A 17,845-nucleotide genomic window follows, 5' to 3' on the forward strand; every position below is an offset into this window, starting at 1 on the left:
GGGAGAGTTGCGCGGGTTAGGCGGCGTGCGGGATGCCGTCGGCGCAGGGGATGCAGGTGCCCAGGTGGCGGGGCAGGACGTATCCGGCGTCGCGTCCGCAGTCGGGGCACATGCGGCGGGCTCGGTTCGCGGCGTCCAGCGCCGCCCGGCGTCGGGGGGTCATCTCCCGGACTGGGGCTGCGAGTTCGGGCCGGTAGAGACAGGCCAGGGCGGTTCCACCGAAGCGGGAGCGCCAGAGGATCTGGGCGGCCACGTCCTGCCCGTTCGGCCGCAGCCCCCGGGCGCGGAGCTGGCGGCGGGTCAGGTATCCCTCCGGGGCCTGACGCCACGGGTACGTGGGGATACCCCCGTACCTGTGGCCGTCCGGGTCGAAGAACTTTGGGCGGCTCATGCGGCCACCTGCCCGGGTGCGGAGAGGTGCCGGAGGGCGTCGCGTACCCGCTGGGCGCGGGGCTGGCCGATGCCGTACTCGGTGCGCAGGGTACGCACCGACGGCAGACCGCCCGAGGCGAGTACCTCGGCGAACCGCGCGGCCGCTACCGGCGTGAGCTCATCCGCCCCGCCGGTCTGTTCGTCCTGGTCAGGGGTGGTGTATCCGGTGTACTCGTCCTGCTCGGGTACGTACTCGTCCACCGCCTGCGGGCGGGTAGGCGATACCTGCTGGGCGGGTACGGGCCAGGGCGGCAGCGGGCTGAACGCCAGTTCCCGAACCGCTTCACTGGCTACCGCCGGCAGCGGTTCGGCCGGGGCGGGTACGGGCTCCGGGTACACCTCGGGTACGGCGGGTACGGCTGCCGCTTCCCGCTCGCTCACCTCGGGTACGGCGGGTACGGGGTCGGCCCACAGGGGCGGCAACTCCGGCTCCGGCGCCCACTCGGCGGCGGCTTCGGCGGTGTGGAGTACGTGTACTCGCCACAGCACGAGCGGCGCGATGGCTGACACCGCGACGATCAGCCGCCAGTCCGGGTGGATCACCCCGGCCGACAGCAGGTGCGCGGCGGCGTTGGTGGCGATCATCCCGAGTACCGGCGGGAACACCTCGCGCCCAGCCCGGAGCGCCCGGAGGGCGTAGGTGTCGAGTGCGAGCGGCAGGCCGGCCCCGACGAGCGGGTGAAACCCCGACTCGACCGCCAACGCCCACTCACCGTGCGCGGAGACCGTCACCGCCGCACCCATCGCCAGCCACGCCAGCAGGTCCATCCGACGATTCCTCACCGGACACCCCCGCTCAGGCCGCGACAGCGACGGACAGCACGGACAGCGGCTTGGCCGGCCGCTGCAGCGGAACCGGCGCCGACCTCATCAGCCGCTCCGCGTAGGCGGCCAGCTCGAAGTCCTCCCGGCGCAAGTCCTCCAGCACGGCGAACGCCACGTCCAGCCGAACCACCCGCTCCTCAGCGGACTCACCCGGAACACCGCTGAACAGTTCGGCGTCCACACCGAGCGCCAGCTCCGCGAACTCCTCGGTACCGAAAGCCGTCTGGCCTGCAACAATCGACCTCATGGGTCTACCTCTTCCTAGATGGGAGGGGGCCCTAGAGACCGCCGCGCTACCGGCCAAGGAAGGCGCGGCGGTCTCGTACTCTCTGGGCCCAACCACTCGTTGGTGACGAGCAGTCATGGGCCCGACCCGCACCCGCAGGGGGCGGATCGGGGACCAAAAGTGCTCGTACAGTGCGTCTTTGCGGGAGCGAGCCCCCGTTCTAGGCAGACGCGGACCTCTCGGTCGCTGCCCTCCGGCTGACAAGGTGCCGGGTACCTCAACCCCCTCTGTCCGGGGTTCCTGGTTGTGCGTTTGTGCAGTTCAGAGCAGGCCAAAGAAGGCCCCCTCTGTCTCGCCCCTGTCTCGCTCGGTGCGATGTGCTCAACATAGGCAACCTGCTTAAGCAGGTCAAGAGGGATGGGTTTCTCGCTCATGTTGAGCACCTGCTCTAACATGGGTCCATGAGCCTTGACCCGGATGACTCCCGCCCGCCGTATCAGCAGGTCAGCAGCTCTCTGCGAGCCTCGATCCTCACCAAGAAGCCGGGCTTTGAGCCGGGCGACAAACTGGCGTCGGGCCCGCAGCTCGCCAAGCACTTCGGCGTGGCGCGAGGGACGGTCGACCGAGCGTTGGAGATCCTCCGAAGCGAAGGGCTGATCGTGACCCGGCAGGGAAGCGGCAGCTTCATCCGGGAGCGCACGTCGCGTCCGGTCGGTCTCCGGCCGCACCTGGAAGCGGCCTTCGAGCAGCAACAGGTGACGCTCGACTTTGCGGGCTTCTCCAGTGAGACGCTGCACAGCGCCATGCAGGAACCGCTCGACAAGGTACGCTCCGGGCGGCTGGCCCCCGAGTCCATCACCGTGCGGCTACTGCTGCCGGACACGACGGAGCCGATGGCGGTGCCGGTGCTGGTGGACGGCCTCAAGGACGAAGTGGCGCTGCGGGATCGCGCGCGAAACATCGCGCTCACCAGCGCAGGCGGCATTGCGCATTCAGTCGAGATGCTCGCTGAGTTGGGCCTGATCCAGTCCGCCACCGTGCAGGTCAAGGTGCACCGGGCGTCCAGCCTGTTCAAGCTCTACATCCTGAACCGCACCGAGGCGTTCTTCGGGTTCTACCCGCTCCGGGAACGGACGGTGGCCATCGACGGGAGTGACCACACCTTCTACGACGTCACGGGCAAGGACACGACCCTGTTCCACCATGCCGCTGGTCCGGACGATGCGTCGCTCGGATCGCAGTACGTTCAGCAGGCGCAGATGTGGTTCGAGAGCGTGTGGTCCACCATCGCGTACGAGAGGGAGTCGTGATGGGGGCGGCCCCGTCGATCGCGGATCTGCTCCGGCCTGTACGACACGTGCTGCTCGACTTCGACGGCCCACTGTGTTCCGTGTTCGCCGGCCTGCCCGCACCGGACGTTGCCGAGCGTCTTCGCGGGGGTCTGCTCGCCAAGGGTGAGCAGGTCCCACCTGGTGGGGAGACCGAGACCGATCCGCTTGCCCTGCTTCGGCTGGTCGCGGACGCCCGCCCGGATCTGGCAGAAGTGACGGACCAAGCTCTCACTGGGCTGGAGACGGACGCGGTCCGAGTTGGCCGGCCGAACGAGGGTGGTGAATCGCTCCTGCGCGCTTGCGCCCGGTCGGGCCGGTCCGTGTCCGTGGTTAGCAACAACGCTGGGGCGGCGATCCTGGCGTACCTCGTTGAGCGGGAGCTCGACCGGTATGTCGTGGGCGTCTTTGGGCGGGTCGTCGGCGATCCGGCGTCCATGAAGCCGAGCCCGCGACTGCTGCTTGACGCGATGGACGCACGCGACAGCAAGCCGGGAGAGTGCATCTTCATCGGCGACGCGACCAGGGATGTGGAGGCCGGATTCGCCGCAGGGATCTCCACCATCGGCTACGCCAACAAGCCGGGCAAGGACGCTCGGTTGGCCGAGGCCGGTGCGGTGCTTGTCGTGGACTCGATGCAGACCATCGCGGACGGTCTGCTCTGAGTTGGCCAGCCGTCTGGAGGGCGGCTAGCCGAAGATCACCGGTAGGGCGCCACTCTTGGGGAGGGGCAGCGGGCTAGCAATGTGATCACGCTTCAAGCCCCAACCCCGGGTGCAGAAGAGCGTTTCTTGTCCAGTTCTTCCTGCTGCTCGAGGAACTGGAGTGCCTGCTCGAACTCCTCATGGTCGCCGTACTTGAGGAAGTACGAATGACAGTCACTAATGGCCAGGTCCAGCTGCGAATCGAGGTGGGCCTGAAGGCCGGGGCTAAGCCCGGCACCGAAGCGTTGGTGAGCTGATTGGCGTGAGCACCCCAGGGGTCGGGCGATGGATGCCCAAGACATCCCAGCGTCGCGCGCCTCGGCTACTAGGAGCTGCAACTCATCGTTGAGGGCGTGCTGAACGAGCACGGCGGCGCGGATCGCCTCCGTGAGTGCCGTGTCCTTGCCATCGTCGACATTGCCTAGGACAGCTTCGACATCGTCCATGGCTGCCAAGATCCCGACCCGAGCACCGTGAATGCCGCGATCGCGGGAGCGGGGCCAGGAGCGGGGCCAGAAGGAGCGAGTGATCGAGAGCCAGCGCCATCCGTTTGCCACGTGTCAAGGCTACCTTGACACTGAACGACGGTGGTCTGAGGAACATGGTTCAGAGAGCACCGTTCGTCGCTGCAACGGCGAACGGCTCCCCGCTGCAACGGGGAGCCGCTTTGTCTTTCCGTGCCTACCAGCAAACAGAAAGCTCAGACATGACTGTACGTCGCCGGGCGTCCCAAGGGCCAGCTAAAAGCCAGCCGCCGACTGCGATGGGATCGCGCCCTCGGCTGATCATGATCGTGATGATCGCCGGTTGCTTCACCGTTTTGTCGATCCTCCGCCCCGAAGTCGGTGCCGGAGTGGCGGCAGGAGCAGCCGTGCTAGCTGCCCTCCATGCGGTCTTGAAGGAGTAGTTGACCCGGCTCGGCATCCGAGGCGGTTATAGGGAGCCAGGCCCAAGGTCAAACGACTTCAGGGGCGCCCCGTGGAACATGCGTGGAACATCCATCCATCGGAGAGATGACTTCGCAGGGCAGCTGCGGTATCCGCGATGTTCTTGAAAACTGTCGTGAGGTAACCCCTCACCGTGGGTTCAAATCCCACACTCTCCGCCGGAGCACGGCCCCCGACCAGCACCGCTGGCCGGGGGCCGTCGGCGTTTCCCGGCGAGAGCTGACGGAGTCGGGCGGAGTTGATGGACCGTCAGGGGACGCGCGCGGAGAGTCGGTTGGTACGCCGTTGCTGTCGCCCGGAGAGGACCGCCCACGTGATGGAGACTCGGGGAGAGAGCCGGGGCGGGTACGTGCTGGCCGAGGCGGTCGGCGGGGTGCCGGAGGTGATTCTGGTGGCGACCGGGGGCGAGGGGCCGGTGGCGCTGCGGGCCCGGGAGATCCTGGAGGCCGACGCGATCGCCACCCGGGTGGTGGCGATGCCCTGCGCCGAGAGGTTCGAGAGCCAGCCGGCCGACTACCGGGATGCCGTGCTGCCGAGGGGAGTCGGGGCCCGCGTCTCGGTCGGGGCGGGCTCCTCGCTCGGCTGGCACGCGCTGGCCGACGAGGCCGGGGTGGCGGTCGGCCTGGACCGGTCGGGCCTGTCCGCGCCGTACCGGACGCTGTTCGAACAGCTCGGCTTCACGCCCGAGCGGGTCGCCGCCCAGGCCCGCCGCAGTCTGGCCAAAGCCCGCGAGCGGGCCGCCTGACCGGCGGCCCCCCGGTTCCACCAGCGCCGTTTCCACCAGCGCCGTCCGGCAGGTCCGGGCGGCGCTTCGCCATGTCCCGGAATGGGTGACGGAATCTCGTGTCGGCCCATTCGGCAACCTGACGAGAAATGCCCGGAACCATGTCGGAATCAGCGCGACGGGCAATTTCTCGGCAGAGCGCGGTCATTCTGGAAACAACCAAACCGGATGGTATCCAATGACACAGTGTCCGGCACCTGACGGAGTTCCCGACACGCCGTTGACCTCGTTGTTTGCCCTGCCCAGACTCATGAAAGGTTGCCCTCCGCGCCGGACCAGAACTTCAGCGGCGGTATTCGCAGCCGCACGTTCCGGGCAGCTGAGGAATTAACGACCACGGAGGTTCTGAGTGAGTAGCGACGTCATCGCGGCGCGATCGGCCGAGACCGGTCCGCCGTTGTCGGAGAGCGAACTCGACTACTGGAAATCGCTCCCGGCCCAGCAGCAGCCGTCCTGGCCCGATCCCGGGCTGCTCGCCCGGGTGGCCGGTGAGCTGGCCGACCGGCCGGGGCTGGTCCGCTTCGCGGAGCTCATCGAGCTGAGGTGCCTGCTCGCGGAGGTGGCCGCCGGCCGGCTGCAGGTGGTCCAGGCCGGGGACTGCGCCGAGGACCCGGCCGAGTGTGAGCCGGGCTATGTGGCCCGCAAGGTCGGCCTGTTGGACGCGCTGGCCGGGGTGGTCTCGATGAACACCCTGCGCCCGGTGATCCGGATCGGCCGGATGGCCGGGCAGTTCGGCAAGCCGCGCTCCCGCCCGACCGAGACCATCGAAGGGCTCGAACTCCCGGTCTACCGGGGGCACATGGTGAACAGTCCGGAGCCCGACCCGGTGCTGCGCCGCCCGGACCCGAACCGACTGTTGAGCGGCTACGACGCGGCCGCGACCGCGTTCGCCGCCCTGCGGGCCCGGTCGACCGCCGGCCGGCCGCCGGTCGGAGCCCCGGTGTGGACCAGCCACGAGGCACTGCTGCTCGACTACGAGGTGCCGCTGCTGCGCCGCACCGACCAGGGCCGGGTCTACCTGGCCTCCACCCACCTGCCCTGGATCGGCGACCGGACCCGCCAGGTGGACGGCGCCCACGTGGCGCTGCTCGCCACGGTGGCCAACCCGGTGGCCTGCAAGGTCGGTCCGGACATGAGCGTCGGGGACCTGCTGACGCTCTGCGCGAAGCTCGACCCGAACCGCGAGCCGGGCCGTCTCACCCTGATCGCCCGGATGGGTGTCGACGTGGTCGCCGACCGGCTGCCCGCGCTGGCGGCGGCGGTCAAGGCCGCCGGTCACCCGGTGGTCTGGCTGACCGACCCGATGCACGGCAACACCGTGAACGGGCCGGGCGGTCTGAAGACCCGGCTGGTCGAGACGGTGGTGCAGGAGGTCCGCCGGTTCCAGCTCGCGCTGCTGAGCGTCGGCGCGGTGCCCGGTGGTCTGCACCTGGAGGCCACCCCGGACCACGTCACCGAATGCGCCTCGGACGAAGGGCAGTTGGCGCACATCGGCGACAAGTACACCAGCTTCTGCGACCCCCGGTTGAACCCGGACCAGGCCCTTGAGGTCGCGGCTGCGTGGCGGGGCTGAACGGCCCCTCGGATCAGTCAGTCACCGGCCGGTAGCGGTCGATCATCCTCGGTCTTTGGGGTCGCTATGAGTGTCCATGGAATGGAAAACAGGGTCGCGCTGGTCACCGGGGCGGCCGGCGGTATCGGCGGGGCCGTGGTGCGCGCGCTCTCCGATCGTGGCGTCACGGTGGCCCTGGTCGACCGTGACGGTGACCGCTTGGAGGAGCTGGCCAAGGAACTGCGCAACGCGGGCGGCCGGGCGGAGGCGTTCCCGGCCGACGTGACGGACAGCTCGGAGGTCGAGGCCGTGGTGGAGGCGGTCGAGCAGCAGCTCGGCGGTATCGACTACCTGGTCAACGGTGCCGGCGTGCTCCGGCTCGGGGCGGCGAAGGACCTGACCGACCAGGACTGGTCCGCCACCTTCGCGGTGAACACCACCGGCGTCTTCTTCATCTCCCGGGCGGTGGTCAACCGGATGGTGGCCGGCGGCCGGCGCGGCGCGATCGTCACGGTGGCGTCCAACGCGGCGGGCACCGCCCGGGTCGACATGTCGGCATACGCGGCCTCCAAGGCGGCGGCCACCATGTTCACCAAGTGCCTCGGCCTGGAGGTCTCGAAATTCGGCATCCGCTGCAACGTGGTGGCGCCGGGCTCGACCGACACCCCGATGCTGTCCGCCCTCTGGGAGGACGAGAGCGCCGCGCAGGCGTCCATCGACGGAGTGGCCTCGGCCTACCGGGTCGGCATCCCGCTCGGCCGGATCGCCCAGCCCTCGCACATCGCGGACGCCGTGCTGTTCCTGCTCTCGGACCAGGCCGCCCACATCACCATGCACGATCTCACCGTGGACGGCGGCGCGGCCCTCGGGCACTGAACCCGGCGACGGGCTGCCCCACCAGCCCGTCGTCCCCGCTGCCAACCGAGCCTTCCCGCCAACCGTGCTCACTTCCAATCGACTTGAGAGGAATCCAGGCATGGCCATCCCCACCATCAGCCCCTACCCGATGCCCCAACAGGGCGATCTTCCCGAGAACACCGCCCGCTGGACGGTCGATCCCGAACGGGCCGTGCTGCTGATCCACGACATGCAGCGCTACTTCCTCCAGCCCTTCCCGGCCGACGAGTCCCCGGTCACCGAGCTGGTCGCCAACGTGACGCTGCTCCGGCAGCGCGCCGCCGAGCTTGCGGTCCCGGTCGTCTACACCGCACAGCCGGGCGGTATGACACCCGAACAGCGCGGCCTTCTGGCCGACTTCTGGGGTCCGGGGATGACCCCTTCGCCCGAGGACCGCCAGGTGGTCGACCCGATCCGGCCGACCGAGGGCGATCTGGTGCTGACCAAGTGGCGCTACAGCGCCTTCCACCGGACCGCGCTGCTGGAGTCCATGTGCGAGCAGGGCCGGGACCAGCTGATCGTCTGCGGGGTGTACGCGCACGTCGGAGTGATGGCCACCGCGCTCGACGCCTACACCCACGACGTCCAGCCGTTCCTGGTCGGTGACGCGGTCGCCGACTTCACCCTGGAGTACCACCGGCTGGCGCTGACGTACGTGGCCGAGCGGTGCGGGATGGCGGTCACCACCAAGGCCGTGCTCGCCGATCTCGACTGAGTAAGTGGCAACTCGACCAGGAGGAGAAGTAGATGACGGAGCGTCCGGTGGGTGAGGCGTTGCTGAGCCGGATCCTGTCCGGACGGCAGCCGGAGTTCGCGCTGCTGTACCGTCCGGTGACCGGCTCGCCGGACCGGGTGGACGTGCTCGGCGGTACGGTGACCGAGCTGGCCGCACTGGCCGACCTCCCGCTGACGGCCGACCGGGCGGCGACCGGACGGGAGGAGCACGAGGTGCTCGCGGTGGTCCCGTACCGGCAGATCGCCGAGCGCGGCTTCGCGGCCGTCGACGACGGGATGCCGCTGCTCGCGCTGGGCGTCCGCGAGCAGGACTCGGTGCCGCTGGCCGAGCTGATCGGACAACTGCCGGAGCTGGACATCGAGTTGGTCGACGGACGGTACGACATCGACGACCCGGCGTACGCCGACGTGGTGCGCCGCATCCTGGCCAACGAGATCGGGAACGGTGAGGGTGCCAACTTCGTGATCCGCCGCGCCTTCGTGGCGGACATCTCCGACTACACACCCGCTGCCGCGCTGACTTTCTTCCGCCGGCTGCTGGAGCGGGAGCGCGGCGCGTACTGGACCTTCGTCATCCGCACCGGTCTGCGAACCTTCGTCGGCGCCACCCCCGAGCGGCACCTCAGCCTCTCCGGCGGTGTCGCGGTGATGAACCCGATCAGCGGCACCTACCGCTACCCCGAGTCCGGCCCCACGCTGACCGGGGTGCTCTCCTTCCTGGCCGATGCCAAGGAGGCCGACGAGCTCTACATGGTGGTGGACGAGGAACTCAAGATGCTGGCCCGGATCACCGGGGCCGGCGGCCGGGTGACCGGACCGCACCTGCTGGAGATGGCCAGGCTCGCGCACACGCAGTACTTCGTCGCGGGCGAGACCTCACGCGACCCGCGCGAGATCCTGCGGGAGACGCTGTTCGCGCCGACCGTCACCGGCAGTCCGCTGGAGAGCGCGGCCAAGGTGATCAGCCGGTACGAGCCGCAGGGCCGCGGCTACTACAGCGGGGTGGTCGCGCTGATCGGCCGGGACGCCGAGGGAGGACGCACCATGGACTCCTCGATCCTGATCCGGACCGCCGACATCTCCGCGACCGGCCGGTTGACCATCGGGGTGGGTGCCACCCTGGTCCGGGACTCCAGACCGGAGGCCGAGGTGGCCGAGACATCGGCCAAGGTGGCCGGTCTGCTGGCCGCGCTGGGCGCCAGGCGATCGTCCCCGAAGCAGGACACCGCGCCTCCCGAGTTCGCCGAACACCCCGCCGTACTGGACGCCTTGGCGCAGCGGAACGTCGGACTCGCGCCCTTCTGGCTGGCCGAATCCGGACAGCGCCGCCGCCCGGTACCCGAGTTGATCGGCCGTCGGGTCCTGGTGCTGGACGCCGAGGACACCTTCACCGCGATGTGGGACCACCAGCTGCGGGCGCTCGGACTCGCCGTCACGGTACGGCGGTTCGACCGGGAGCACTCCTTCGACGGGTACGACCTGGTGGTGCTGGGCCCCGGCCCGGGCGACCCGCGGGACTCGGTCGATCCCAAGATCGCCGCGCTGCGGCGGGCGACCCGCCAACTCCTGGCCTCCGGACGCCCGTTCCTCTCGGTCTGCCTGAGCCATCAGGTGCTCAGTACGGTGCTCGGCTTCGAACTGGTCCGCCGGGACCGGCCGAACCAGGGCGTGGCCCGGACGATCGACCTGTTCGGCCGGGCCGAGCGGGTCGGCTTCTACAACACCTTCGCCGGGCGGTCGGACCACGATCTGGTCGAACTCCCGGTCGGCACCGTCGAGGTGAGCCGCGACCCGGCAACCGGAGAGATCCACGCGCTGCGCGGTCCGGGCTTCCGCTCGATGCAGTTCCACCCGGAGTCGGTGCTCAGCCGGGACGGGCTGCGGGTCATCACCGGGATACTGCTCGGTCTGCTGGCCGACCGGGAGGGCGCCCGACTCCCCGAACTGGCCGGGACCGGCCACCGGGCCCGCCGCTGAAGCAGCCCTCGCGGTCCACCGCCGAGCCGGCTCACCCGGCCCGCGCGGCCCACCGCTTGAAGCAGCACCCGGCGCCGCCCCGTCAGGCGCGGCGACGCACCGAGGCCCGGGCGATCCGCTCGGGCGTCAGGTGGGCGGTGGTCTTGGCCGAGCCGCCGTACTCGAGCCCGGGGATCACTTCCGGCTTCACCAGTCCAGGGACGAGCATCGACCACCAGTCGGCGACCCGCTCCAGCAGGTCGGCCCGGCCGCTCATCACCTGGGAGGTGAGCTGGATGCCGGTGAACGACGAAGTGATGGTCGGTGCGGCCGCGTTGATGTCCACGCTGGGCAGCAGGTCGTCCTGCGCGGCGAGCAGCAGGTCCCGGACGAGGTTGATGTTCACCTCCCATGCCTCGATCTGCGGCTTGTCGAAAGCGCCGTGTTCGATGACCAGGCGTACGGTGGCGCGGATGATCGGGTCGTTCTGCAACGCGCGCGCGTAGGCGACGGTCAGGTCGATCACGCTCTGGAAGCTGGGGCCCCCGAGGTCGAGCTCCTCCAACCAGGGCGACTGCGCTTCGGTGACCGCGAGCGCCAACTCCTCCTTGGAGGCGAAGTGGAAGTACACCGCGCCCTTGGTGAGACCCGCGACGGTCAGGATCTCGGCCATCGTGGCCGCCGCGTACCCGCGCTTGGCGAAAACCTGAGCGGCAGCGTTCAGGATCTGCTGCCGGGTGTGCACTGCACGTGCCTGCTGAGCCATCGTTCTCCTGTTTTCTCGTGCGCACCCTCACACTACAAACCGACCGGATGGTACTCTATCGTTGCCTGGAGCGACGCCGCACCAGGGCTTGGTGCGGTGAGTGGCCGAGGAGGGCGGGACTACTTGTCTGGTCGAACCATGTGCTTCGCATGCGACTTGCTCGGGTGGACCGTTTCAGGGCCACTGCCGACCGACCGCGTCTGAACCTACGACTGGGTCGGTCGACGTCTGCTGTCAAAGCCTATCCTGGCGCGGCAGCGTGCACGATGAATGACTACGGAGCAGGCCCTGTCGGGCCTCGTACTCTCCGTAGGATCCGCGACGTTCTCACGCACCGAGGTTACCTGGCGGTTCGGACAGCATCCGATCGCCGTCAGGGGTCCGTCTGCCATTGGGTGACGGACTCAATTACCCATTCCTGGGGGAGATTGCAATGGGGTCAGTGCTGTCGGAAATTGCATGCTCGCCGCAGTCGGTGGGCACGGACCAAACAGATCCGGAGCTCCACGAGCAGACCGTGCCGCGACGTTTGGTGCACAGGGCCTCGATATCCGAGGTCATGCTCACCGGATGGCGCCAGACCGGCGCCGACCGGTTCCTTCTGGGTGCCCAGTGGCCGCGGACACACAGCTTCTACCGGCCCATCGCAGGCTGCTATGACCCACTGCTCCTGGCCGAGACGATCAGGCAGTCCGCGATGCTGATCTCCCACGCCGGGTACGGAGTTCCGACGGACTACCCGTTCCTGCTCTGGAGCCTCTCGTACCAGGCCGAGCCGACCGCGATGGTGGTCGGCCAGACCCCGGCCAACCTGACGATCAGTGCGAGCTGCCAGGACCTCAGGTTCCGCCGGGGAATCCTGGCGGGAATGCAGTACGAGACGGTGATCCACCGTGGTGCCACCCGGCTCGGCACCGGCACCCTGCGGATGGACTGCATGGCCCCCGACACCTACGCCCGGCTCCGCGCACCGCAGTTGGCCCTGCGGCTGCCCGACATGGTGCCGCCGCAGGGCGAGTACCAGGACGACAAGGCCAACTCGGTGCTGGTGCCGACCGGCGAGTGGTACACCTGGCGGCTGCAGGCCGACCGCCGGCACCCGGTGCTGTTCGACCACCCGGTCGACCACGTGCCCGGAATGGTGATCGTCGAGGCGATGCGGCAGGCAGCGAACAGCGTCGCCGGAGTGACCGCGGTGGCCCCGTTCGAGATGGAGACCAATTTCATCCGCTACGCGGAACTGCATCTGCCGGTATTCGTCCGGGCATTTCCCGGACCCATCGGTCCGAACGGTGAACTGAGCATCCGGATCTCCGTCGAACAGGACGGAGTCTCCGTTGCCACCGGACAGTTGATGACCCGGCAGATCGTCCGGGAGGAGTCGCGCATGGAATTCCTCTCGGTTCAGAAAGTCGGCTGACTGTGGAACACCACAGAGGTGTGCTGCTGACCGGCGGCACCGGATTCATCGGAAGCCGGGTGCTCGGCCTGATCGCGGCCGCAGCCACACCGGACGCGCCGGTCAAAGTGCTCACCAATCGTCGGTCGCTCCCGTATGTCGAATCGGGCGCCGTGCAACCGTTCCACGCGAATCTCGCCGACGCCGCCTCCCTGTACGGCGCCTGTGAAGATGTCGACACGGTTGTTCACCTCGCTTCACAGATCGGGGGTGACCCCGATTCCCTGCGCCGGGTGAACGAACTCGGCACCGAGGCACTGCTCGCCGAAGCCGCCAGGGCCGGGGTCCGGCGAGTCATCTACCTCAGCACCACGGCGGTCTACCGGGACGGTGTGCACCGCAACCTGACGGAGTACCAGGCCGATCTCGTGCCCGGATCGGAGACCAGCAGGACCAGGCTGGCAGCCGAACGGGCGGTGCTCGCGGCGGGAGGTGTGGTGATCAGGCCGCACCTGGTCTACGGGACAGGCGACACCTGGGTCGTCCCCGCGCTGGTGGACCTGCTGGACCGGCTGCCGCACTGGATCGACGGCGGGCGGGCCCGGATGTCGGCGATCGCGGTGGAGGACCTGGCCCGGCCGATCGCGGCACTGGCGCGGCAGCCCTGGGGGCCCGAGCCGGGAGGACGGATCTACCACGCGAGCCACCCGGAGCCCGTCGTCATGCGGGAATGGGTGAGCCTGGTGTGCGAAGCCCTGGGCCGCCCGCTGCCGGAGGGTGATGTCTCGGTGGAGGAGGCCCGGCGGCTGCTGGAGGGCGCCGGGCCCGGCTCCTGGGGGCGACGGCTGTCACTGCTGACGGTCGAGCACCGGTACGAGAGCAGCCGGCTCTGGCGGCGTACCGGGTGCGACCCGGGCCCGGGCCTGGCGGCCCGGTTCCCCGGTCACGTCCCCTGGTACCGGGAGGTTGTGCCCGCCGGGTCGGCGGCGGCCACCGGCTGAACCGGCGTGCCGGACCGGCCGGCCTCGATCCGAGGCCGGCCGATCGGCGTGTCGGCGGCGGCCGCCGCACCTCGGACGCCCACCGTCGGGCCCCGTCGGGCGGCCGGCAGCTCGTCCGTCGGGTGCGCCCGGCCCGGCGCGGGCACGGCGGCCCGCTCGTGCTCGATCGGGGTGGTGCGCAGCCTGGCCAGCCCCTCGGGGGTGATCAGGGCTGGCAGCACGGCCTGCCAGAGCAGCGAGATCATCCGGGGGCTGAGCCAGTCGGGATCACGCCGGGCGAGCGACTCCACCCCGGCGCCGACGGCTGCCAGTAGGGCGGCGGACTCGTCCGTACCCACCTCGGGCCGCAGGCCCTGGCGGGCGGCGGCCCGGTCCAGCAGCCGGCCGATCATCAGGGCCCAGCGGGGGTGCGGGTTGGGCCGCAGCTCCTCGCCGAGCGCCCCGTCGTCGGTGAGTCGGAGTCCGGCCCGGAAGACCACGTCCTCGGCGAGCCTCCTGGCCAGCCCGTGGCTCAGGTCGATCAGGTACTGCAGGGGGCAGTCGCTGGAGTGCCGGGCGGAGCGGATCGCCTCGCGGAGTCCGGCCCTGGACTCGGCCATCACGGCCTCGGCCAGCTGTTCCTTGGAGCCGAAGTGGAAGTACAGCGCGCCTTTGGAGATGCCGGTGGGCCTGATGACGTCGTTCAACCCCGTCATGGCGAAGCCCGCCTGGTCGAAGGAGGCCGAGGCGGCCTCGATGAGCAGTTGGCGGGTGCGCTGCGCCCGTTCCTGACGGGGCATCTGGTCTCCCTCCGGGAGTAGGTCGGCCACGGACCGTTGTAGCTGCGGTCCGGGTCGACTCTTTCAAGTGCTTGCATCCGCATCGTAACAAACCAACTGTGCGGTATCTAGTATGCTGCATCAGGTCAGGGCCGCCAGAACGTTGCGGTTGAGCTCGCATGGTGCCAAGATGACGAAGTAGATGAAACCAACCAGTCGGTTCTGTACCGTATCCATCACCAGTACCTAGCAACTGGCTCATCGTCGCCGACCGGCGCACCGAGCCCGCCAGGTTCGCGACCGCAGAAGAGGGGACGGGGGCTGTGGAAGGTCTAAGTGACAAGAACGTTCCTGAGCACATCTGGGGAGACGTGGCGGACGACTTCGTCACGGAGTTCTCCCGCCGGATGCTGGCCTCGCTGAAGCGCCGTGACCAGCGCGCCCGAGGCGAGTGGTACATCTCCGGACTGCTCTCGGTGCAGGGCCGCAAGTCGATGCGGGCCCTGGCGGCGGTGGCCGGGTACGGCGCCGCCGAGCAGAGCCTGCACCACTTCATCAGCGACTCCTCCTGGCGCTGGGGACCGGTCCGGCAGGCGCTGGCCAAGCACCTGGACCGCGTCCTGCTGCCGCAGGCCTGGGTCCTCAACTCGATGGCCATCCCGAAGGCGGGTGAGCACTCGGTCGGCGTCGAGGAGTCCTTCCGGACCGAGCTCGGCCGAGTGGTCAACAGCCAGCAGGCGTACGGCGTCTGGCTCGCGAGCGAGGACATGAGCGCGCCGGTGAACTGGGGACTGGTGCTCCCGGCGGACTGGCTGGCCAACGAGGAGCGCCGCAAGCGTGCCAAGATCCCGGACGAAGTCTCGGCCACCACACCGGAGTTGTGCGCCGTCAACAGCGTGATCGAACTGGCCGGGCCGGACTGGGAGCTGCGCCGCCGACCCGCTGTGCTGGACGCACGCGAGCTCGACGCGACCGTCCTGGTCGAGGAGTTCTGCCGCCGGGGGGTTCCGTTCGTGATGCGGGTGAGCGGCTCGACCAGGCTGGTCGGCTTCGACGGCAGCCTGCCGGGCCGGGGTGAACGGGTTTTCCAGGCCCAGCAGTTGATCGAGTGGGCGAAACGCTTCTCCCGCCCGGTCGGCTGGGTGGACCCGGAGTACTCGATCACCAGGTCGATACTCGTGAGCGGGACCAGGGTGACCATGCCGACGGTCCGGCGCCCCGGTACGGTCGCCCCGCCTGAGCGGGCGCTGGCACTGGTCGGCGGCTGGTCGGGTGCGAAGGGCAAGCCCGCCGAGCTCTGGCTGTCCAACCTGGTGGACGTACCGCCGGTGGCGCTGCTCCGGCTGGGCCGGCTCACCCGGCGGGTGGCCAAGGACTTCGCCGAGGTCAGCGGGCGGGTCGGGATGCGGGACTTCGAGGGCCGCTCCTACGCCGGCTGGCACCGGCACGCCACGCTCTGCTCGGTGGCGCACGCGATCTCGGTGCTCTCCACCGCGCGTCGGCAGGGCTTCGACAAGTCCCAGGAGCTCTCGGCCTGATGGTGACCGGGTGGGGCAGGTACGCGGGGTGGCGGCCGGTGTGGTCCGGCTGCCGCCGTCAGTCCGCGCGGCGGACCAGCTCGGCCTGGGCGGCGCGACGCATCACCTGGACCGGGATGTCACTCTGCCCGGTCATCAACTCCAGCTGTCTGGCGGCCTGGTGGGCCATGAAGGAGAGCCCGTCGATCACTGTGACACCCACGAACCCGGCCGCCTTCACCAGCCGGGTCGGCCAGGCCGAACCGACCACGTCGAAGACCGCCGCCCTGGAGTGCATCACGGCTGCGGCGAAGGTGTCGGCGGCCCCGGCCGGCAGGGTGGAGACCACCAGCCCGGTGCCGGGCAGCAGGCTGTCCAGCTCGCCGAAGGTGTGCACGTCCACCGCCATCCCGAGCCGACCGGCCGCCGCCGTGGCCTCGGCCGCGCGGCTGGGTTCGCGGACCACCACGGTGGGCTCCAGCACGCCGAGTTCCCGCAGGGCGGCCAGTGCCGAGCAGGCGGTCGAGCCGCCGCCGAGTACCACCGCCGAGCCGGGTGAGCCGACCCCGGCCTCCTGCAGCGCGGTGAGCATCCCGTACACCTCGGTGTTGTCGCCGTAGCTGCGGCCGCGCCGGTAGATCACGGTGTTCGCGCCGCCGACGTCCAGGGCGAGGTCGCTGACCTCGTCCACCAGCGGCAGCACCGCGCGCTTCAACGGCATGCCCAGGGAGAGCCCGGCCAGGCCCGCGGCCGGCTCGGCGAGTACCCCGGGCAGCCCGGTCTCGTCGCACTCGATGCTCTGGTAGCCCCAGTCCAGCCCCATCGCGGCGAGCGCCGCGCGGTGCATGACCGGGGTGAGCGACTGGCCGACCTGGTGGCCGAGTACCGCCGCGCGACGGACCGCCTGGCGAGGCGGCACGCTCTTCTCCAGCACGGGTGGCTGTTCGGTGCGCATCGGTCGTGCTCCTTCCGCCAGGGGAACGCCTGCCCGGACCATCGAGTTCCGATTGCCGTCCCCGTTGCCCCCCCACGATAGGTACTGGGTACCCGGAGCGGTCGGCGCGGTTGACACAGAGTCACGTTCGCGGACGACCTGACGGAGTCGTCGGTCCACTCCGTCACAACCGCCGGTTCCGGGCCGGATGATCCGCGCCGGTGGTCAGCAGAATTCGGCCGCTTCGCGCACGCTGCGGGGTGCCCGAACCGGCGCTCGGGCCCATGGTCAATTCGTTGACGGTGCAAAGGTGATGTAGTCCACGAACCACGATTGCCGTCGCTTCGGTGACTGGGGGAGAGTCGAGGGGACGGGGTGACCGCAGGGATCCCGGATCTGACGAATTCCGAAGGGGAGCAGCGACCGTGACCAACGTCGCCATCATCTACTACTCGTCCACCGGCCACGTGCACAAGCTGGCGGAGGAGGCCGCGGTGGCCGCCGAGAAGGCGGGCGCCGAGGTCCGGCTGCGCAAGGTCGCCGAGCTGGCCCCCGCGGACGTCGTCGCCGGCAAGCAGGAGTGGGCCGACCACGTCGAGGCCACCAAGCACGTCGCCGAGGTCTCCCTCGACGACCTGGAGTGGGCCGACGTCATCCTGTTCGGCACCCCGACCCGCTTCGGCCTGCCGGCCGCGCAGCTCAAGCAGTTCATCGACACCACCGGTGGCCTGTGGTTCCAGGGCAAGCTGGTGAACAAGGTGGTCTCCTCGTTCACCTCCACCTCCACCCTGCACGGTGGCCAGGAGAGCACCCTGCTCGCGCTGAACAACACCTTCTACCACTGGGGCGCCATCATCGTGGCCCCCGGCTACTCGGACGGGATCCAGTTCGCGCCGAGCAACGGCAACCCGTACGGCACCAGCCACGTCTCCAACAACCTGGTGGGCGCGCCGAACGACGAGAACCTCGAGGCGATCGCGTACCAGACCCGGCGTGCGGTGCAGATCGCCACGGCGCTCAAGGTCGGCCTGGCCGCAGCGGCCTGACGCTCCGTCACGCAGAACGGCGCAGGGGATTCCGGAAA

18 protein-coding genes are annotated in these 17,845 nt (G+C 69.6%); 11 read left to right on the forward strand and 7 right to left on the reverse strand.

The annotated features are described in order from the left end of the window. Positions 1–16: 16 nt before the first annotated feature. From ACKUU6_RS16905 to ACKUU6_RS16915, 3 genes are read right to left on the reverse strand one after another with little or no spacing between them, the layout of a single operon-like run. Positions 17–391, reverse strand: a complete 375-nt coding sequence (locus ACKUU6_RS16905; RefSeq protein ID WP_407989384.1) for an RRQRL motif-containing zinc-binding protein — start codon at positions 389–391, stop codon at positions 17–19. After that, positions 388–1,200, reverse strand: coding sequence for a hypothetical protein (locus ACKUU6_RS16910; protein ID WP_407989385.1), 813 nt, complete (start codon positions 1,198–1,200; stop codon positions 388–390). The genes ACKUU6_RS16905 and ACKUU6_RS16910 overlap by 4 nt, the downstream gene beginning before the upstream one ends. A gap of 28 nt (positions 1,201–1,228) precedes the next feature. Beyond that, the gene (locus tag ACKUU6_RS16915; RefSeq protein WP_407989386.1) at positions 1,229–1,504 is read right to left on the reverse strand and encodes a hypothetical protein; all 276 of its coding nucleotides are present in this window, start codon (positions 1,502–1,504) and stop codon (positions 1,229–1,231) included. Positions 1,505–1,944: 440 nt separating this feature from the next. Here ACKUU6_RS16915 and ACKUU6_RS16920 point away from each other — a divergent pair, with 440 nt between their 5' ends. Both ACKUU6_RS16920 and ACKUU6_RS16925 read left to right on the forward strand, forming a co-directional pair. Then, entirely contained in the window at positions 1,945–2,793 is an 849-nt protein-coding gene (locus ACKUU6_RS16920) for a GntR family transcriptional regulator (protein WP_407989387.1), read from the forward strand. 47 nt (positions 2,794–2,840) lie between these two features. After that, positions 2,841–3,476, forward strand: a complete 636-nt coding sequence (locus ACKUU6_RS16925) for an HAD family hydrolase (RefSeq protein WP_407989388.1) — start codon at positions 2,841–2,843, stop codon at positions 3,474–3,476. 92 nt (positions 3,477–3,568) lie between these two features. Here the strand turns inward: ACKUU6_RS16925 and ACKUU6_RS16930 are convergent, their stop codons facing one another. Continuing rightward, complete coding sequence (locus ACKUU6_RS16930) at positions 3,569–3,961, reverse strand: hypothetical protein (RefSeq protein ID WP_407989389.1); 393 nt, start codon at positions 3,959–3,961, stop codon at positions 3,569–3,571. An 817-nt stretch (positions 3,962–4,778) separates the two neighbouring features. On the opposite strand from ACKUU6_RS16930, the gene ACKUU6_RS16935 reads away from it, so the two are divergent. The 5 genes from ACKUU6_RS16935 to ACKUU6_RS16955 all read left to right on the forward strand — a co-directional run bounded on the left by ACKUU6_RS16935 (position 4,779) and on the right by ACKUU6_RS16955 (position 10,407). Then, positions 4,779–5,207 (forward strand): transketolase-like TK C-terminal-containing protein, encoded by a 429-nt coding sequence (locus tag ACKUU6_RS16935; RefSeq protein ID WP_407989390.1) that lies wholly within the window; start codon positions 4,779–4,781, stop codon positions 5,205–5,207. A 388-nt stretch (positions 5,208–5,595) separates the two neighbouring features. Further along, positions 5,596–6,819, forward strand: coding sequence for a 3-deoxy-7-phosphoheptulonate synthase (locus ACKUU6_RS16940; RefSeq protein WP_407989391.1), 1,224 nt, complete (start codon positions 5,596–5,598; stop codon positions 6,817–6,819). Between the two features lie 81 nt (positions 6,820–6,900). Further along, positions 6,901–7,674, forward strand: a complete 774-nt coding sequence (locus tag ACKUU6_RS16945; protein ID WP_407989392.1) for a 2,3-dihydro-2,3-dihydroxybenzoate dehydrogenase — start codon at positions 6,901–6,903, stop codon at positions 7,672–7,674. Positions 7,675–7,774: 100 nt separating this feature from the next. Continuing rightward, on the forward strand, positions 7,775–8,410 hold the full coding sequence (locus tag ACKUU6_RS16950) for an isochorismatase family protein (RefSeq protein WP_407989393.1): 636 nt from the start codon (positions 7,775–7,777) through the stop codon (positions 8,408–8,410). A gap of 32 nt (positions 8,411–8,442) precedes the next feature. After that, positions 8,443–10,407, forward strand: coding sequence for an anthranilate synthase family protein (locus ACKUU6_RS16955; RefSeq protein WP_407989394.1), 1,965 nt, complete (start codon positions 8,443–8,445; stop codon positions 10,405–10,407). Positions 10,408–10,489: 82 nt separating this feature from the next. Here ACKUU6_RS16955 and ACKUU6_RS16960 read toward each other — a convergent pair whose 3' ends face one another. Continuing rightward, positions 10,490–11,152: a ScbR family autoregulator-binding transcription factor gene (locus tag ACKUU6_RS16960; protein WP_407989395.1), complete on the reverse strand. Its 663-nt coding sequence runs from the start codon at positions 11,150–11,152 to the stop codon at positions 10,490–10,492. A gap of 391 nt (positions 11,153–11,543) precedes the next feature. Between ACKUU6_RS16960 and ACKUU6_RS16965 the strand changes: the two genes are divergently transcribed. Both ACKUU6_RS16965 and ACKUU6_RS16970 read left to right on the forward strand, forming a co-directional pair. Continuing rightward, positions 11,544–12,572, forward strand: a complete 1,029-nt coding sequence (locus tag ACKUU6_RS16965; RefSeq protein WP_407989396.1) for a ScbA/BarX family gamma-butyrolactone biosynthesis protein — start codon at positions 11,544–11,546, stop codon at positions 12,570–12,572. Between the two features lie 59 nt (positions 12,573–12,631). After that, on the forward strand, positions 12,632–13,552 hold the full coding sequence (locus ACKUU6_RS16970) for an NAD-dependent epimerase/dehydratase family protein (RefSeq protein WP_407992150.1): 921 nt from the start codon (positions 12,632–12,634) through the stop codon (positions 13,550–13,552). Here the strand turns inward: ACKUU6_RS16970 and ACKUU6_RS16975 are convergent. Further along, positions 13,495–14,331, reverse strand: a complete 837-nt coding sequence (locus tag ACKUU6_RS16975; protein WP_407989397.1) for a ScbR family autoregulator-binding transcription factor — start codon at positions 14,329–14,331, stop codon at positions 13,495–13,497. The genes ACKUU6_RS16970 and ACKUU6_RS16975 overlap by 58 nt on opposite strands. A gap of 302 nt (positions 14,332–14,633) precedes the next feature. Between ACKUU6_RS16975 and ACKUU6_RS16980 the strand changes: the two genes are divergently transcribed. Beyond that, the gene (locus tag ACKUU6_RS16980; RefSeq protein WP_407989398.1) at positions 14,634–15,848 is read left to right on the forward strand and encodes an IS701 family transposase; all 1,215 of its coding nucleotides are present in this window, start codon (positions 14,634–14,636) and stop codon (positions 15,846–15,848) included. A 58-nt stretch (positions 15,849–15,906) separates the two neighbouring features. On the opposite strand, the gene ACKUU6_RS16985 is transcribed toward ACKUU6_RS16980, so the two are convergent. Then, complete coding sequence (locus ACKUU6_RS16985) at positions 15,907–16,782, reverse strand: shikimate dehydrogenase (RefSeq protein ID WP_407989399.1); 876 nt, start codon at positions 16,780–16,782, stop codon at positions 15,907–15,909. Between the two features lie 404 nt (positions 16,783–17,186). Here ACKUU6_RS16985 and wrbA point away from each other — a divergent pair, with 404 nt between their 5' ends. Beyond that, a complete protein-coding gene (gene wrbA, locus ACKUU6_RS16990) occupies positions 17,187–17,807 on the forward strand; it encodes an NAD(P)H:quinone oxidoreductase (protein WP_407989400.1) in 621 nt (206 codons plus the stop codon). Positions 17,808–17,845 lie beyond the last annotated feature (38 nt).

The organism is Kitasatospora sp. CMC57 (assembly GCF_045866025.2).
In the GTDB taxonomy this organism is placed as follows: Bacteria; Actinomycetota; Actinomycetes; order Streptomycetales; family Streptomycetaceae; genus Kitasatospora.

Bases quoted from the DNA above. Each gene is read 5' to 3' on its own strand.
- ACKUU6_RS16905 (WP_407989384.1), bottom strand. From the start codon at position 391: ATGAGCCGCCCAAAGTTCTTCGACCCGGACGGCCACAGGTACGGGGGT.
- ACKUU6_RS16910 (WP_407989385.1), bottom strand. From the start codon at position 1,200: ATGGACCTGCTGGCGTGGCTGGCGATGGGTGCGGCGGTGACGGTCTCC.
- ACKUU6_RS16915 (WP_407989386.1), bottom strand. From the start codon at position 1,504: ATGAGGTCGATTGTTGCAGGCCAGACGGCTTTCGGTACCGAGGAGTTC.
- ACKUU6_RS16920 (WP_407989387.1), top strand. From the start codon at position 1,945: ATGAGCCTTGACCCGGATGACTCCCGCCCGCCGTATCAGCAGGTCAGC.
- ACKUU6_RS16930 (WP_407989389.1), bottom strand. From the start codon at position 3,961: ATGGACGATGTCGAAGCTGTCCTAGGCAATGTCGACGATGGCAAGGAC.
- ACKUU6_RS16935 (WP_407989390.1), top strand. From the start codon at position 4,779: ATGGAGACTCGGGGAGAGAGCCGGGGCGGGTACGTGCTGGCCGAGGCG.
- ACKUU6_RS16945 (WP_407989392.1), top strand. From the start codon at position 6,901: ATGGAAAACAGGGTCGCGCTGGTCACCGGGGCGGCCGGCGGTATCGGC.
- ACKUU6_RS16950 (WP_407989393.1), top strand. From the start codon at position 7,775: ATGGCCATCCCCACCATCAGCCCCTACCCGATGCCCCAACAGGGCGAT.
- ACKUU6_RS16955 (WP_407989394.1), top strand. From the start codon at position 8,443: ATGACGGAGCGTCCGGTGGGTGAGGCGTTGCTGAGCCGGATCCTGTCC.
- ACKUU6_RS16960 (WP_407989395.1), bottom strand. From the start codon at position 11,152: ATGGCTCAGCAGGCACGTGCAGTGCACACCCGGCAGCAGATCCTGAAC.
- ACKUU6_RS16975 (WP_407989397.1), bottom strand. From the start codon at position 14,331: ATGCCCCGTCAGGAACGGGCGCAGCGCACCCGCCAACTGCTCATCGAG.
- ACKUU6_RS16985 (WP_407989399.1), bottom strand. From the start codon at position 16,782: ATGCGCACCGAACAGCCACCCGTGCTGGAGAAGAGCGTGCCGCCTCGC.